This window comes from Lyngbya sp. CCY1209, from assembly GCF_035615495.1.
In the GTDB taxonomy this organism is placed as follows: domain Bacteria; phylum Cyanobacteriota; class Cyanobacteriia; order Cyanobacteriales; family Microcoleaceae; genus Limnospira.
The window spans coordinates 1-15,142 of sequence record NZ_JAJENU010000220.1 but is presented as its reverse complement, the minus strand read 5'-3'; the positions used below and the strand labels follow the sequence as shown (position 1 = coordinate 15,142).

General features: G+C 56.7%; 14 protein-coding genes. 9 read left to right on the top strand and 5 right to left on the bottom strand.

Translation table 11 applies throughout. The features are described 5' to 3' along the window. Positions 1 to 18: 18 nt before the first annotated feature. Together LKE08_RS04685 and LKE08_RS04680 are read left to right on the top strand one after the other, a co-directional pair. Positions 19 to 855: a HEAT repeat domain-containing protein gene (locus LKE08_RS04685; RefSeq protein ID WP_324703034.1), complete on the top strand. Its 837-nt coding sequence runs from the start codon at positions 19 to 21 to the stop codon at positions 853 to 855. Then, entirely contained in the window at positions 855 to 1,484 is a 630-nt protein-coding gene (locus tag LKE08_RS04680; RefSeq protein WP_324703033.1) for a HEAT repeat domain-containing protein, read from the top strand. Before LKE08_RS04685 ends, LKE08_RS04680 begins: the two co-directional genes overlap by 1 nt. A gap of 90 nt (positions 1,485 to 1,574) precedes the next feature. Here the strand turns inward: LKE08_RS04680 and LKE08_RS04675 are convergent, their stop codons facing one another. Beyond that, the gene (locus LKE08_RS04675; RefSeq protein WP_324703032.1) at positions 1,575 to 1,943 is read right to left on the bottom strand and encodes a hypothetical protein; all 369 of its coding nucleotides are present in this window, start codon (positions 1,941 to 1,943) and stop codon (positions 1,575 to 1,577) included. Between the two features lie 471 nt (positions 1,944 to 2,414). Here LKE08_RS04675 and LKE08_RS04670 point away from each other — a divergent pair, with 471 nt between their 5' ends. Further along, positions 2,415 to 2,693: a hypothetical protein gene (locus LKE08_RS04670; RefSeq protein WP_324703031.1), complete on the top strand. Its 279-nt coding sequence runs from the start codon at positions 2,415 to 2,417 to the stop codon at positions 2,691 to 2,693. 73 nt (positions 2,694 to 2,766) lie between these two features. On the opposite strand, the gene LKE08_RS04665 is transcribed toward LKE08_RS04670, so the two are convergent. The 3 genes from LKE08_RS04665 to LKE08_RS04655 all read right to left on the bottom strand — a co-directional run bounded on the left by LKE08_RS04665 (position 2,767) and on the right by LKE08_RS04655 (position 6,468). Beyond that, the gene (locus LKE08_RS04665) at positions 2,767 to 3,525 is read right to left on the bottom strand and encodes an ABC transporter ATP-binding protein (protein WP_324703030.1); all 759 of its coding nucleotides are present in this window, start codon (positions 3,523 to 3,525) and stop codon (positions 2,767 to 2,769) included. 121 nt (positions 3,526 to 3,646) lie between these two features. Continuing rightward, positions 3,647 to 5,467, bottom strand: a complete 1,821-nt coding sequence (locus LKE08_RS04660) for a response regulator (RefSeq protein WP_324703029.1) — start codon at positions 5,465 to 5,467, stop codon at positions 3,647 to 3,649. 44 nt (positions 5,468 to 5,511) lie between these two features. Further along, positions 5,512 to 6,468, bottom strand: coding sequence for an NAD(P)-dependent oxidoreductase (locus LKE08_RS04655; protein ID WP_324703028.1), 957 nt, complete (start codon positions 6,466 to 6,468; stop codon positions 5,512 to 5,514). A gap of 262 nt (positions 6,469 to 6,730) precedes the next feature. Between LKE08_RS04655 and LKE08_RS04650 the strand changes: the two genes are divergently transcribed. After that, positions 6,731 to 7,684, top strand: coding sequence for a hypothetical protein (locus LKE08_RS04650; protein ID WP_324703027.1), 954 nt, complete (start codon positions 6,731 to 6,733; stop codon positions 7,682 to 7,684). Positions 7,685 to 7,697: 13 nt separating this feature from the next. Here LKE08_RS04650 and LKE08_RS04645 read toward each other — a convergent pair whose 3' ends face one another. Next, positions 7,698 to 8,645, bottom strand: a complete 948-nt coding sequence (locus LKE08_RS04645) for a glycosyltransferase family 2 protein (RefSeq protein WP_324703026.1) — start codon at positions 8,643 to 8,645, stop codon at positions 7,698 to 7,700. A gap of 283 nt (positions 8,646 to 8,928) precedes the next feature. On the opposite strand from LKE08_RS04645, the gene LKE08_RS04640 reads away from it, so the two are divergent. The 5 genes from LKE08_RS04640 to LKE08_RS04620 all read left to right on the top strand — a co-directional run bounded on the left by LKE08_RS04640 (position 8,929) and on the right by LKE08_RS04620 (position 14,661). Next, a complete protein-coding gene (locus tag LKE08_RS04640) occupies positions 8,929 to 10,143 on the top strand; it encodes a glycosyltransferase family 4 protein (protein ID WP_324703025.1) in 1,215 nt (404 codons plus the stop codon). Positions 10,144 to 10,302: 159 nt separating this feature from the next. Continuing rightward, entirely contained in the window at positions 10,303 to 11,808 is a 1,506-nt protein-coding gene (locus LKE08_RS04635; RefSeq protein WP_324703024.1) for a hypothetical protein, read from the top strand. 13 nt (positions 11,809 to 11,821) lie between these two features. Then, complete coding sequence (locus tag LKE08_RS04630) at positions 11,822 to 12,625, top strand: ion transporter (RefSeq protein WP_324703023.1); 804 nt, start codon at positions 11,822 to 11,824, stop codon at positions 12,623 to 12,625. Positions 12,626 to 12,746: 121 nt separating this feature from the next. After that, complete coding sequence (gene trpB / locus LKE08_RS04625; protein ID WP_324703022.1) at positions 12,747 to 13,997, top strand: tryptophan synthase subunit beta; 1,251 nt, start codon at positions 12,747 to 12,749, stop codon at positions 13,995 to 13,997. 136 nt (positions 13,998 to 14,133) lie between these two features. Continuing rightward, positions 14,134 to 14,661 (top strand): CAP domain-containing protein, encoded by a 528-nt coding sequence (locus LKE08_RS04620; RefSeq protein ID WP_324703021.1) that lies wholly within the window; start codon positions 14,134 to 14,136, stop codon positions 14,659 to 14,661. Positions 14,662 to 15,142: the final 481 nt, after the last annotated feature.

Genomic DNA, 15,142 nt, shown 5'->3' with positions numbered 1-15,142 from the left:
CCACCGATTGCAATCTCCATGCAGGATTCCGAACCGAAAACCCCGACCGGAAATGCTCCGGCCGGGGGCGAAGCTTGGACACTCGAACAGGCGATCGCGGCCCTCAACGATGCCGAACCCAACCGCCGCTACTACGCTGCCTGGTGGCTGGGGCGATTTCGCGTGGACGACCCCCGGGCGATCGCGGCCCTGATCGATGCCCTCGACGACGAGTCTGACCGCACCGAAGATGGGGGCTACCCCCTGCGGCGGAACGCGGCCCGCGCCCTGGGAAAATTGGGCGACCGCCGCGCCGTCGAACCCCTGATTAAAAGCTTGGATTGTTCCGATTTCTACGTCCGGGAGGCGGCAGCCCAGGCGTTGGAGGCCCTGGGCGATGGCGGTTGCGTCCCCGCTTTGCAGAAATTGCTGGCCGGCGGCATGGAAGATACGGAAGCGATTCCGGGAAAACCTCACCTGCTCGAACCCTACGACGCGGTCATCGAGGCGATCGGGATGTTGGGGGCGACGGAGGCGATTCCGGATATCGAACCCTTCACCCATCACCCCTTCCCACGGATCCAATATGCAGCCAGGCGGGCGATGTACCAACTAACGGGGGAGGCGGTTTATGGCGATCGCCTGATCGAAGCGTTGCGGGGAGATGACCTGCCACTGCGGCGCTGCGCCCTGATGGATTTGGGGGCGATCGGATATTTGCGAGCCGCCGAACCCATCGCCGCCACCCTGGCCGAAAATAGCCTCAAGTTGATCGCCCTGCAAGGACTTCTCGAACACCACCTCCGCCAAACGGACGAAACCTCCCTCTCCGAGGAGGCCGTTCACTTGATGGACTTGATGGATTCTTTGCTCTGATGAAAACGACCCAGGAATTAATTTTAGCCGTCGAAGAGGCCGACTCCGCTCCCAAATTGGTCCGGGCCGTGGCGGAACTCGCCGCCACCGAGTCCGTGGAAGCCATCCCCACCCTGATTCGCGTCCTCGGTTTCAACAACCCCGGGGCGGCGGTGGCGGCGGTGGACGGGTTGATGGCGGTGGGTGAACCCGCCGTCGTCCCCCTGCTGGAAAAGCTGGATGGCTACAATTACGGGGCCCGGGCCTGGGCGGTGCGGGCGCTGTCGGGGATCGGCGACCCCCGGGGACTGGATGTTTTGCTGGAGGCGGCGGCCAGGGATTTCGCCCTCAGCGTGCGACGGGCGGCGGCCCGGGGGTTGGGTGCGATCCGCTGGGAAGATTTGCCCCCGGAGGCGATCGCGCCTGCGAAGGTGAGGACGCTGAAAACCCTGCTGTCGGTGTCGGAAGACCCGGAATGGATCGTCCGCTATGCGGCGGTTGTCGGCTTGGAGGGGTTGGCGACTTCGGAGGCGGAAAAACCGGATTGGTTCCAATCGGTTTGGGAACGGTTGGACGGGATGAGCGATCGAGATGAGACGTTGGCTGTATCTGCCCGGGCGAGGTGGGCGAAACAGAAGTTAGCCGCCTAATTGTTGGGACGTTGATTTTTTAGTCATGCGTATAGCCATGTTACCCCCACGGACTTATTATAGGCGATCGCACTGTCCCCTGTCAACCCCCTATTTTTTGGGGGAATTTTGATTGCGTTTGAAGGTCAATTTTACCGCGCCGCGATCGCGATCGTCTCCGCACAAACTGACTTTGCCTTCGCCATCAATCGTGATAAATAACTCCACTTGATCGAGTTGCAGGGGCGACTTTTGAGCATTTCCCGAAGCCTGCTGCATTTGAAACGCCTGCTGTTCTGCCTGCACAAAAACATCGCCAATTACCAATAAAAATTGGCTCATATTTTGCTGCATGGTTTGGGCGGAAACGGCGGTTTTCCGAGTCCGTTTTTCTGGGGGATCGTCTGCGGCGGTCGGAGTGGGGGGGGAATCTTGGGTGATCATCCAGATGCTATTCGGAATTTGGATAATTTCTGACATGGGATAATAGCGGCGAATCGATTCCGGATTCAGTGGGCCGGAGTCATTATATCAGATCCGGGTTTTGACCGGACAGACTCCTGGGCGATCGGGTGTCGGGTGCGGGTAGGGGTGGAGGGAAAAGGGTAAAACGCTTTACAAATCGTTTTAAGATCGCCCGTTATCCGGGATTTTACGGATGGAGATTAAAGGGATTTCCCCGATCGCCACAGCCGTCCCAGATCGACGCGAGTCAAAAGCCAAAACGTCCGTCCGGCGGTCGATTTCCTTCTGACATCCATCCAGATCGACCCGGGATTTTTCGTTGTTTTGGCTCTCGATTGGAGCGAGATGGGGCGCGGGGAATCCGGCCAGCGATCGGGGCGGGGGAGAGTTTCCCGCACCGACTTTCTTTGACACTCCAAATTTTCCGAGAGATAATGGAGATAGTCAAGTTAACCCCCCTTTTATTAATTGGGCAAAAGGTGAATCATGTGGAAGTTTGTCATCACGGCTTTAGTGACCCTGGAATTCGTTCTGCTGAGTTCATTCCTTTCCCCGGCCGAGGCGATCGTTAACGATACGGAAAACTATATTTGGGATTACGCATCCGTGGGAAGCAGCGAAGTGGTCTGCAAGCGGGTGGTCTTCCATCCCGAAGCGCGGAAGCTGGCCCCGGGCGAACTTCCCGCCCTCCCCGCCAAGCTGCGGTCTGAGATCGTCGATCGCAACTATTGTAATGGAACTCCACCCCTAACGAGAAGGGGCTAACCTCCCGGTTCCGGCCAGGAATGACTGCAAAAACGGCACCCGATCGCGCACAGAGGTCGGGTGCTATCATTTTTCACAAAACCGCGCTGTGCAGGTCTTCGGGAGCGAGGTGGGAGTGGATTACCTGACCGTCCTTAAACCAGGCGATGCGGCGGGTTTGGCGGGCGACATCGGGTTCGTGAGTGACCATCACCACCGTCATGCCGCTGTCGTTGAGTTCGGTGAAGATATCCATCACTTCCTGGGTGGTTTTGGAGTCCAGGGCGCCGGTGGGTTCGTCGGCGAGGAGGAGGACGGGGCGGTTGACGATCGCTCTGGCGATAGCGACACGCTGCTGCTGCCCCCCGGAGAGCTGGTTGGGCTTGTTGTGGAGGCGATTTTCCAACCCCACCCGTCTGAGGGCTTCTGTGGCGCGATCGCGGCGTTCTGAGCCGGCAATTCCGGCATAGAGCATCGGTAACATGACATTATCGAGGGCACTCATTTGGGAGAGTAGGTGGAATTGCTGAAACACGAAGCCGATCTTCAAATTGCGAATTTTCGCCAGATCCGCTTCGGACATTTTCGCTACATTTACGCCGTCGAGGTAATAGGAACCGGAACTGGGGCGGTCCAGACAGCCGATGATGTTCATGGCGGTAGATTTTCCGGAACCCGAGGCCCCCATAATGGAGCAGTATTCCCCCGGCTCCACGGTCAGGCTGACCCCGTTGAGGGCGCGAACCTCGACGTCACCCATCCCGTAAACCTTCGTAACGGCTTCCAGATGGACGATCGCCCGCTGCGATCGCGGTTGGGGTTGATTGGGGGCGAGAGATGGAACAGTTGTCATGGCGGTCGAAATAATTGAGATTTCCAATATCTACTTACATCTTAACGACCGACCATTCGGGCGAGCCGGGAAACCGGGAGTCCGGAACAATTATTAATTGTTAATTGTTAATTATTAATAGTTAATTATTTCCCCGGCTCAACCGGTGGATGATGCGGCCGGTCAATTCGGCTTCTTCGACATCTTTGGCGATATAGTCGTCGGCGCCGGCGGCGAAGGCGCCGTTGATGGAATCGAGCTCGCGATGGGCGGAAAGGAACAAAATCGGGAGGCCGTGCCATCGAAAATCCTGGCGCACGACCCGACACAAATCGGAACCGCTGTATCCCGGCATTTCCAAATCGAGTATCAGCAAATCCGGTTGGCAGCGGTTGAGGGTTTCCCAGAATTTTTGTGGCACGTCGAGGGCGATGACATCGATATTGTGGGGTCGGAGCAAGCCAGACAGGCGGGTGGCGGTGAGGGGGTCGTCGTCCACGACCAAAACTCTGCCGCGGGAAGAATGGAGATTTTGGGACAAAACCGCGCCGATCGCCTCTAAAATTTGACGGGCGGACAGGGGTTTGTGGAGAAAGGTACATCCCCCCAGGCGGGTGGCTTCCACCCGTTCCGTGAGGCTATCTCGGGAGGTCAACACCAAGACGGAAATGGGGGGTTTGCGATCGCAGAGTTCCCGCAGCAGGGTCATGCCGTCTTCGCCGGGAGCGGCGATGCCGAGATCGAGTAAAATCACATCGGGGGACAGTTCGGCGATGGTCTGGTGGGCGACGTTTAAATCGGGGGCGACCTCCACCCGCCACCCCGACACGGTGCCTTCGGCTTGCAACTGTTCGGCCAAAACGCGATCGCGGTCTACGATCAAAATAACGGGCGACCGTCCATCGGCGGGGGAGGGGCGGTGGGGATCTCGGTCCAACTCCCGGTGTAACTGTTCGATCCAGTGTCTCACCTGTCGCCACCGGCCGGGGTCCGCCAGATCTTCCGACTGGAGCCAGTTTTCCAAATTTCGCGCCCGATCCGAACCCGCCGGACGGTCGAACAATCCCAAAGATCCGGCGAGTTTGTGGGCCAGCAGTTCGGCTTGCCGGCGGATTTGCGGGCGCTCGGGTGAGGCGATGAGAGCCTCGATCAGGTGTTCGAGTTCCGCGGCTTGTCGGAGGAAGCGATCGCGATATTGCCGCCAAATTTTGTCCGTGATGGCTTTGGCTTTCTGTTCGTTATTTTGCGGGGGTTCGGGTTCGGAAACTGGCGCTTCTGTTTGGATGTCATAACTTGGCGGTTGCAGGCGATATCCCAGGCCGTGGACTGTTTCGACGGGGTTGTTGGCTCCCGCCGCCTTGAGTTTCTGCCGCAGACATTTGATGTGGGTGGAAACCGTCCACTCGCCGGGGGCCTCGGCGAAATCCCAGAGGCGATCGAGGAGGGCCCGCTTGCTAAAAATTTGTCGGGGATTGAGGAGAAACAGCTCCAGCAGACAGTATTCTTTGGGCGTCAGGTGCAAGACTTCACCGTTGCAAATCATTTTGCTCCCGGCGAGGTCGCAGGTGAGATTTTCCCAATGCAAAATCGATGTGGTCGCCGGCGTATTTCGTCGCAACAATGCCCGGATGCGGGCCATCAGTTCGGGGGGGTCGAAGGGTTTGACGACGTAATCATCGGCACCGGCATCCAACCCCAAGACGCGATCGCTGCTGCTATCTTTGGCGGTGAGTAATAAAATCGGGCATTGACACCCCCGCGATCGCAACGTCCGACAGAGGCTGATGCCGTCGAGTTTGGGCAGGATGATATCGAGCAAGATCAGGTCGTAGTCGAACGCCTCGGCCAATTCCAGTCCCCCCCGTCCGTCGGTCGCGACGTTGACGGTGTAGTGGTGTTCCTTGAGGATTTCGGCCAAAGCGGAACCGGTGGGTAAATCGTCCTCAACCACGAGAATTTTCATAATAACGGTTGAGTGAAGGAGATGCACTTCATATTGTTACACTCTCACGGCGATCGCGGCGCGAATTCCGCCCAAATATCGGTCAGGGTGGGAAACCGCGTCTTCTCCCCGAAGCTGGCGGGACTGACTGGGTTTTCGTAGGTGAAATGGCGGTAGTTCAAACAGAAGCGATCCCAGGGCGCCATTTGCACCCGAAAGACGGCGATGAAAAAGTTTGCCAGCCATGGGGAGAGGGGGATCGAGAAATAGATTGATTTACCATAGTAGGCGCAGGTTTGGGCGATCGCACCATTTAACGTCAGCGGTTGATTTCCCAACACCAGCCACTCCGGTTGCCGGGATGGCGGCGGATTCTTGACTAAATAACCCACAACTTTGGCGATATCGGCCGCATGGATGAAGTGAAAGCTGGCGTCGGCTTTAAAGAAGCGGATCAGATCGACCCACTTCGCCACCTCCGGCAACCCCGAGGAGAGGTGGGAATAGGGTTTGTCGGCGTCTCCCCCCAAAACCAACGTCGGAAACAGGACTCGCAGGGGGGGCAACTCGGATTGTCGTGCGGCAATTTCCTGCAAACAATCGTACTTGGAACGGATGTAATCGGTGCCGATTTCTCGGGCTTCCGGCAACAATTGATTGTGGCGGTCGAGGACGCTGGCGGTCGAGAAATAAATCACCTGTTCGCACCGGGTGCGATCGAGGGATTCTAGCAACCGGTGGATGCCGTCCACATTCACCTGAAAAACTTCCGGCTTCCCGCCCCAGGAAGTCGCCGCCAGAATGGCGATATCGACGGTTTTCAACAGATCCGCAAATTGACCGATATCCCGCAAATCGGCTTCCAAAATATGGATGCCCGGGCGAATTTTTTCGTCGAATCCGAATTTTTCCCGGTTCCGCACCAAAAAATAAAGTTCGTCGTCGGTATTTTTAATCAGCGTCTCGGCGATATAGTGACCGACGCAGCCGCTTCCTCCCGTGACAAAAATGCGCTTGGTCATTCTCGAACCTTCCCCCCACTCCCAAATCTGAGTTATATATACCAGGCAAAAGGCACTCATGCAAAAGGCGAGGGTCAATTTCTGCCCCCCACTCCCGAGAACTGGGGAGCGACAAAAAAGCACCGCCCTTGAAGCGAGAGCGGTGGATAGGGGGTGTTATGGGTGTTATCTGTGAATATAAGAATACCAGGTCAAACGGGACATCCGATCGCAGGGTTGTGATGGTTTCCAAATTGGCACGGACCGGCCCCGGTTCCCCGGGATGTCCCCGGCGATTTCCTCGGGGGGCGATCGCAACACCGTCTCAGGAGTTAGAATCGGGAACATCGAGCGTCCGGTCATTATGGATTTCAGCTTCAGTTTTTTTGACCTATTCTGGATCTTCATTCTGATCGCCTCCTTCCAACCGATCCTCCAAAAGCGGGGCATCGAAGCGCGGCGGGTGCAGGCGATCCGGGATTTCGAGCAAAAGCGCCAAACGCGGACAATTTTATTGATTCACCGCCAGGAATCGATTAGTTTATTCGGAATTCCCCTCTCCCGTTACATCAGCATCGAGGATTCCGAACAGGTGTTGCGGGCGATTCGCCTCACGCCGCCGGATGTCCCCATCGATTTGATCCTGCACACCCCCGGCGGGTTGGTGCTGGCCACCGAACAGATCGCCCGGGCCCTGATCCGCCACCAGGCGAAGGTGACGGTATTCATCCCCCACTACGCCATGAGTGGCGGGACGATGCTGGCGTTGGCGTCGGACGAAATCGTGATGGACGAGAACGCGGTTTTGGGGCCGGTGGACCCGCAACTGGGGAATTTTCCGGCCGCCAGCATTTTGAAGGTGATCGAGGAGAAACCCATCGGGGATATCGACGATCAGACTTTAATTTTGGCCGATATTTCCCGGAAGGCGATCGCCCAGGTGCAGCGGTTCGTCCGGGATTTATTGGAAGATAATATTCCCCAACAGAAGATCGAACCGGAACGCATCGAGGGGGTAATAGATGCCCTGACCACGGGCCGCATCACCCACGACTGTCCGATTTCCGTCGAGGACGCCCGGGAATTGGGGTTGCCGGTGACGGTGGGACTGCCGAAATCGATCTATTATCTGATGGATTTGTATCCCCAACCCCAGGGAAAACGGCCGACGGTGCAGTATATTCCCCTGCCCTACAGTCGCCCGAATTCGGAGGGGAATAATTCCGGACCAAACTGAAGGGTTCCCCGGTTCAAGTTTTGGCGTTCCGCAGCAGATTGAAGGCTCGTTTGCGGAGAAAACCGGGCAGCAGGGAGAGGGCGAGCCCCGTCCAGGCTTTGGGGAAGGAGGCCGATTGTCCGGTGACGATGTACACCCGCCCGGTTTCGACATCTCCGGTTTCTACCAGCAGCAGTCCCAGCGCCAATCGGGCTTGGGCGAGGCGCGATCGCCGGATATTTTCCAGGTTTTCGGAGTCGAATTGGAAGTTTTCCAAGTAGGTGATTTTGTCGCGCAAATAGGGGAGGGCGCGATCGAGGCCCTGCTGTCCGGCGTGGACGCGGTATTCCATCAATTTTTCGGGGAGATAATAGCCCCGCTTTCCGGCCAGGGCGAGACGCACCAACAGGTCATTATCTTCGCAGTTTTGAATGTCGGGGCGCATATATCCCACATCAAGGAGGGACTGACGGCGGAAGAGGGTGCAGCCGATTTGAAAACTTTGCTTGACGAAGGTGACTTCGAGGAGGTTTTCGACGACGCCTTCGGGGAGGTGGGTCCTCCCCCAATTGCGGGAGTTGGTTTCGGTGGCGGCGCGATCGCGATTATTTTCAATATCGATGATCCAGTGGTCGGTTCCCACGAAATCGACGTCGGGATTTCGGTCTAAAATGGTGGCGGTTTTTTCCAGGAATTCTGGGGTGAGGCGATCGTCGTCGTCGAATTTGATGAAGTAGTCCCCCGTGGCGGCTTCAAACCCCGATCGCATATTGTTGCTTTTGCCGATATTTTGTTGGTGGCGGACGTAGCGGATGCGGGGGTCGTCGTAGCGGGACATCCTCTCCACGGTGCCATCGGTCGATCCGTCGTCGCAGACGATCAACTCGAAGTCCTGGTGTGTCTGTTCGAGGACGCTGGCGATCGCGATCGGCAATAGGTCGATGCGGTTGTAGGTGGGGATGCAAACGCTAATTTTGGTCATGGATTCTGGGTCGGGGTTTCTTGTCGTGACGAGGCCGAAAACTCTCGTCGATCAACTGGACAAAGAGTCCGGAAAATCGGGCGCGATCGCTCTCCTATTTTACCACAAGTTGCCCGATCTGCTTTCTAATTTGATCAGCAACCCATCGAGGGCAGACGACATCATTTGCCAACGTGTAAATCCCCCGATCTGATGGAATTCCCACCCCTAAGCTCGACCGGATTTTGATTGACGTTTATGAAGTTTTTAGTCACAATCTTTTCAAGAATTAATTGTAGGTACTATGAAAATTTTAATGATTTCTTCCACATTTCCCTATCCCCCCACGAAAGGCGGGACACAGGTGCGGACATTTAACCTGCTCAAATATCTCAGTCAACGGCACCCGATCACGGTTGTAACACAGCGCACCCCCGATGTCACGGATGAGGAGGTTGAAGGGCTGCGGCAGTGCGTCGATCGCCTGCAGGTGTTTCCGCGCCCCCAGCCCGACGGGGCGACCGGGGGGGCGATCGGAAAAGTCGGACGGTTCGGTAAATTTTTGTTGCAAGGAACCCCGCCCGGAGTCCTGTCCGCCTACTCTCGGGCCCTGCAAAGCTGGATCGACGAAGCCGTCGGCGACGGCACCTGCGAGGCCATCACCTGCGAACACAGCGTCAACGAGATCTACGTCCGGCCCGAGTGGAAACAACGCTTCAAAACCGTCGTCAACGTCCACAGTTCCGTTTACGGGACCTGCAAGCAGCAGCTCGAAACCGGCACCGCCGAGAAACCCCTGCGCGATCGCATCAACCTGCCCCTCCTGTACCGCTACGAGCGACAATATTGCTCCAAATTCGATCGCATCGTCGCCACCACCCCGGAAGATAGCGTCCAACTGCAGGAATTCAACCCCGACGCCCGCATCGAAGTCATCCCCAACGGCGTGGACTTCGGGGAGTTCCCCTGCCGAACCGCCGATCCGGGGGGACACCACCTCACCTTTATCGGGGCGATGGACAATATCGCCAATATCGACGCGGCTCGCTTTTTGACCCTGGAGGTGTTGCCCGAGATCCAACGGCGCTATCCTGATAGCAGTTTATCCTTGGTAGGGGCCCGGCCCGTGCCGGAAGTTTCGGAACTCGCCGATCGCCCGGGGGTGAACGTGACCGGGCGTGTCCCTTCAATGGCAGAATATTTACATCAAGCTACCGTGTGTGTGATACCGATGCGAACGGGATTTGGGATCAAAAATAAAACCCTAGAGGCGATGGCCGCCGGGGTGCCGGTGGTGGCCAGCGATCGCGGGTTGGAGGGGTTAGCCGTCGATGGCGAAGGTGTCCCCCTGCGGGCGCTGCGGGCCAACCGGGTGGACGAGTACGTTGCGGCGATCACGCGATTGTTTGAAGATGCCGAGCTGAGGGGACAACTGGCCGAAAACGGGCGATCGCTGGTCGAAACTGAATATACTTGGGAACGGGCGGGCCGGCGCTACGAACAAATCCTGATCGGCTGAAGGGTTGTCAGAAGTTTGGCCAAACGCCAATCTTGAAGTTTACGATAGCGCGCAATAGGCGGAGAACTGACCGACACTATGGACGAACACTTTCGGGAACCCAATCAAAAACCAGACCCTTTCCCCTCCCGAGGCGCGACTCCTCGCAAATTGCCGTGGGTGCGTTCCGCGAGAAAGAGCCGGCGACCGACCCCCTCCCCCCTGTCCCTGCTGGTGAAAAAGTGGATCGCGGACGGGGTGGCATTTACCCTGTTGTTTGGCGGTTCGGCGTTGCTGGGGGTGAGCGCTTGGTTCAGCTACAAACTGATCCTGAATCCGGACGTGGGGATCTGGTTGAACCAATTTCTCCCGGAATCCACCCAAATTGCCCTGCCGCGCACCGATGCGATCCGCACCCTCGACGAAATCCGAGAGGACTTGAAAGCGGAAAAGCAATTTTTTGCCGAACCCCTGCCCCTGCCGAGCCGCGATCGCGATCGGGAGATGGGCGATGGCTTTTTTGAAGACAATCCCTACCTCAAACCCCTGCAGCCGCTGCTCCTCCCCTCCGAGTCCCTCGTCCAACGCCCTGGCGACATCCTGATCCCGGTGATGCAAACCCGGGAATCGACCCACGCCCACCCCTGCCCCACGGGTTGCAAGGAAATCGTGGAGTTGCGGGTCTACAAATCCGTGCAGATGCCCTACCAACGGCTGGGAACCCCCCAATATTACCGCCTCGTCTACCAACTGCCCGTGCAAGGTCCGGCCGAATCCTTCGTGATCGCGTCGCTGATCGGCACCCGGGCTAACCAGCAGGGCGCCAACAAACCCGTCCCCCTCACCAAAATCAGCCAATTCACCGGCAAGATGCCGCCATCGGGGATCTGGTTCAACCTCAACGGCACCCGGACGGTGGGCGATCGCGAGGTTCCCTACGGCCAAATCGTCCACTACAATCCCGAACACTACCACCTCAGTTCCATGCTGGACTGGAAAAGCGAAGCCGGACAGCAACCCCTGTGGGAGGACGTGACGGGGGGGAGCGAGCCGGAACTGCTGATCGAACGGACCATCGGTTTGGAACCCCATTTCAGCATCTACGAACTCAAACCCCGGCAGTTCGTCCCCAACCCCGTCCAGTTGGCCAGCATCCCCCTGGATGAAGAAGTGGTCGATCACTACAACTACCGAAAAGCCCTCCGACTCGCCCGCAGCGGCCTGTGGTCCCCGGCTTTGAATCTGATCGAACCCCTGCAAAAAAATGTCGGGAAAGGGGGCAACTACCCCAAAAAATGGCCCGCGATCGCCCAGGCCCAACTGGATTTGATCCGGTTCCACGCCCAAATCACCGACGCCCAGGCCACCGCCGCCTGGGCCAGCCCCAGCCAAAAAGTCCTCGCCGGGTTGATCGACGGACGCTGGAGCGAGGCCTTGAATGAGGTCAAAACCGACCGCCTCAACCAAACCGAATTGGTGACGCTGTTACAAGCCGACGGCGGGCGTCTGAAAACTCGCATCCAAGCGGCCCTCCAGGAAAACCCCGAGGAACCGGATTTGCAGGCCTGGGGTGCGTTAATTGTGGCGGCTCAACAGGGGCGTCAGGAGGCGATCGCTTGGCTGGAAACGGAATCCCGAGCCTCCCAGGACAACAAAACTCGGATTCGCGAACTGTTGGACAATTAACAATTAATAATTGATGAGTGCTGAGTTTCATAGCCGATCATTTTCGTCTGTCCGAGAGAAGGTCGGATTTTATATCGAAGATATCGAGACACCGGTTGGGCGGAGTATCAGCCTGACCATTACTTGGCTGATCCTGATCTCCTCCGCCATCTTTGTGGTGCAAACGTACCCCATTTCCGACGAGTTGCGATCGGCGTTGGAAATTTTGGATTCGGCGATTTTGATCGGTTTCGCGATCGAATATGTCGTCCGGTTTTGGTCGGCTAAGAATCGCGCCAAATTTTTCTTCAGCATTTTTTCGTTCGTCGATTTGATCGCCATCCTGCCCGTATTTCTCGGTTTTTTAAACCTCAGTTATATCCGAATTTTCAGATGGTTTAGAATTCTGCGCCTCGTCCGTTTTATTAACTTCAAAATATCCATTGTCAAAATTCGTAACGAAGACAGCATCATCCTCGCCCGTATTATCATCACCCTGCTGACAATTATTTTCGTCTTTTCCGGGTTGATTTACCAGGTCGAACACCCCGTCAATCCCAAAATATTTAGAACCTTTCTCGACGCCCTCTATTTCTCCATCGTCACCATGACCACCGTGGGTTTCGGGGATGTCACCCCCCTCTCGGAAATGGGGCGATTTCTGACCATTCTGATGATTTTGACCGGCATCGCCCTCATCCCCTGGCAGGTGGGGGACTTGATTAAACACCTGGTCAAAACTTCCAATCAGGTGGAAACGACCTGTCCCGGGTGCGGTTGGGCCAGCCACGATCGCGACGCCCGGTTTTGCAAGCACTGCGGCACAGCTTTAGATTAATTGATAATTGATAATTGATAATTAATAATTTTTTCGGTGCGCGTCGTTATAATAACCAAGACGGGCGATCCGCGCGGCGCACCGATCGCTCTTGATGTTACCTCGCGAATCCACGACTAGAATGACTGCAACTCCCCTACAATCCAACTCCCCGGCCGGCCAGAACCCCGCCCTCGACCCCACTCTCGGGCGGTTCGGGCAATTTGGGGGAAAATATGTTCCCGAAACCCTGATGCCCGCCCTGGCGGAACTGGAGGCGGCATTTAAACATTATGTCGGCGATCGCGACTTCCAGGCCGAACTGCAAGACCTGCTGCGGGATTACGTCGGACGCCCGAGTCCCCTCTATTTTGCCGAACGATTGAGCGATCGCTACGCCCGACCCGACGGCACCGGCCCCAAAATTTACCTGAAACGGGAAGATCTCAACCACACCGGCGCCCACAAAATCAACAACGCCCTCGCCCAGGCCCTCCTCGCCCGCAAAATGGGCAAACAGCGGATCATCGCCGAAACGGGAGCCGGCCAGCACGGCGTCGCCACCGCCACGGTATGCGCCCGCTACGGCCTCGAATGCGTCATCTACATGGGCGTCCAGGACATGGAACGCCAAGCCCTGAACGTCTTCCGGATGCGCCTGCTGGGGGCGACGGTGCAGCCCGTGGAGGCGGGAACCGGCACCCTCAAGGACGCCACCTCGGAAGCCATCCGCGACTGGGTGACGAACGTGGAAACCACCCACTACATCCTCGGTTCCGTCGCCGGACCCCACCCCTACCCGATGATGGTGCGGGACTTCCACGGTGTCATCGGCCAGGAAACCCGCGCCCAGTGCATCGAAAAATGGGGCGGTTTGCCGGATATCCTCATCGCCTGCGTCGGCGGCGGTTCCAACGCGATGGGGCTGTTTCACGAGTTCGTCAACGAGCCCTCGGTGCGCTTGATTGGCGTGGAGGCGGCGGGTTCGGGAATTGAATCCGGGAAACACGCGGCGACCCTGACCCACGGGCGGGTTGGTGTCCTGCACGGGGCGATGAGTTATTTACTACAAGATGAGGACGGCCAAATTGTTGAGGCCCACTCTATTAGTGCCGGGTTGGATTACCCCGGCGTCGGACCCGAACACAGTTATTTGAAAGATCTCGGACGGGCGGAATATTACAGCGTCACGGACCAAGAAGCGGTGGATGCGTTTCAGCGTTTGTCGCAGTTGGAGGGGATTATTCCGGCCTTGGAAACCTCCCACGCGATCGCCTATTTGGAAACGCTGTGCCCCCAACTCGAAGGCAGTCCCAACATCGTCCTCAACTGTTCCGGACGGGGTGACAAAGACGTGCAGACCGTGGCTAAATTTCTGGATTCCGAAATTTAGGATTTGCCGGGGGAAGTCTACTGTCGGTGGGTGAGAATACGGGAATTGTAGGGGCGAATGGCATTCGCCCTCTCTGAAATTTCGCAATTCCCCCGCTTCTCGCAAACTGAATATTCCCAATTTTGTCAAATCAAGAATGAAACAGAAATTAATCGCGATCGCCCTATTATCATTGGGAGCGATCGCTGGCTGTGATGTAACGGGAGAGGTCAATTTTATGGCAAATTCCGACAATTCCCCGATCCCGACAATGGCGGCAACCGCCGCGCCGGATATTTCGGCTTTGGAACAAACGGTTCACGCACAAGTCAACGAGTACCGCCAATCTCAAGGATTACCCCCCTTGAAACTCGACTCCCGCATCAGCCAGGAGGCGCGTCGCCACTCCCAGAATATGGCATCGGGACAGGTTCCGTTCAGCCACGAGGGGTCAAAACAACGATATCAGGCGATCGGACAACAGATCTCCTATCGCCAAATCGCGGAAAATGTGGCGTACAATTCCGGCTACGCCAATCCGGGAAAACAGGCGGTGGAGGGGTGGATCGACAGTCCAGGCCACGAGGAGAATATGACGGGGGATTACGACCTGACCGGGATCGGAATTGCCAGAAACGACAAGGGAGAGTATTATTTTACCCAGATTTTTGTCCGTCCCCGGTAATTTTGAACCACTCCAGGCACAGAGGGCACAGAGAGGGGATTTGGGGGTGAAATGAAACCGGTTTTCTGTGAGAGTTCCTATTTCTCAACCTGAAGAGTTCCCCCCAGAATTGGGGGGCTAGGGGGGCGAGTGAAAAGAAACCGGGTTTCTAGTTGTCGGTGAAATTGAACCAGAGTGAAACTCAAGACTAGACTATCAATGTTAGGTTTTGTGCCTCAACCCAACCCACGGCTATTTTATAGCGCTGCTAGAGGGGAATAGGCAACAGGCAATAGGCAATAGGGAACTGAAATGACCTTGAAATTGAGGTTTCAAGGTTTCTAGCCCGATTTAAACTGTTAATACACGATCGCGATACTTGCGATAATAATTCTATCATATTCCGGAGCGGTTTTCCACTCTTCAAAGCCCCCCTTCTTAAGGGTTCGGCCGTTTAAAGCCCCCCTTCTTAAGGGTTCGGCCGTTTAAAGCCCCCCTTCTT

Excerpts from the sequence above, each read along its gene's own strand:
- LKE08_RS04685 (WP_324703034.1), top strand. The coding sequence starts at position 19 with ATGCAGGATTCCGAACCGAAAACCCCGACCGGAAATGCTCCGGCCGGG.
- LKE08_RS04680 (WP_324703033.1), top strand. The coding sequence starts at position 855 with ATGAAAACGACCCAGGAATTAATTTTAGCCGTCGAAGAGGCCGACTCC.
- LKE08_RS04675 (WP_324703032.1), bottom strand. The coding sequence starts at position 1,943 with ATGTCAGAAATTATCCAAATTCCGAATAGCATCTGGATGATCACCCAA.
- LKE08_RS04670 (WP_324703031.1), top strand. The coding sequence starts at position 2,415 with ATGTGGAAGTTTGTCATCACGGCTTTAGTGACCCTGGAATTCGTTCTG.
- LKE08_RS04665 (WP_324703030.1), bottom strand. The coding sequence starts at position 3,525 with ATGACAACTGTTCCATCTCTCGCCCCCAATCAACCCCAACCGCGATCG.
- LKE08_RS04660 (WP_324703029.1), bottom strand. The coding sequence starts at position 5,467 with ATGAAAATTCTCGTGGTTGAGGACGATTTACCCACCGGTTCCGCTTTG.
- LKE08_RS04655 (WP_324703028.1), bottom strand. The coding sequence starts at position 6,468 with ATGACCAAGCGCATTTTTGTCACGGGAGGAAGCGGCTGCGTCGGTCAC.
- LKE08_RS04650 (WP_324703027.1), top strand. The coding sequence starts at position 6,731 with ATGTCCCCGGCGATTTCCTCGGGGGGCGATCGCAACACCGTCTCAGGA.
- LKE08_RS04645 (WP_324703026.1), bottom strand. The coding sequence starts at position 8,645 with ATGACCAAAATTAGCGTTTGCATCCCCACCTACAACCGCATCGACCTA.
- LKE08_RS04640 (WP_324703025.1), top strand. The coding sequence starts at position 8,929 with ATGAAAATTTTAATGATTTCTTCCACATTTCCCTATCCCCCCACGAAA.
- LKE08_RS04630 (WP_324703023.1), top strand. The coding sequence starts at position 11,822 with ATGAGTGCTGAGTTTCATAGCCGATCATTTTCGTCTGTCCGAGAGAAG.
- trpB (WP_324703022.1), top strand. The coding sequence starts at position 12,747 with ATGACTGCAACTCCCCTACAATCCAACTCCCCGGCCGGCCAGAACCCC.
- LKE08_RS04620 (WP_324703021.1), top strand. The coding sequence starts at position 14,134 with ATGAAACAGAAATTAATCGCGATCGCCCTATTATCATTGGGAGCGATC.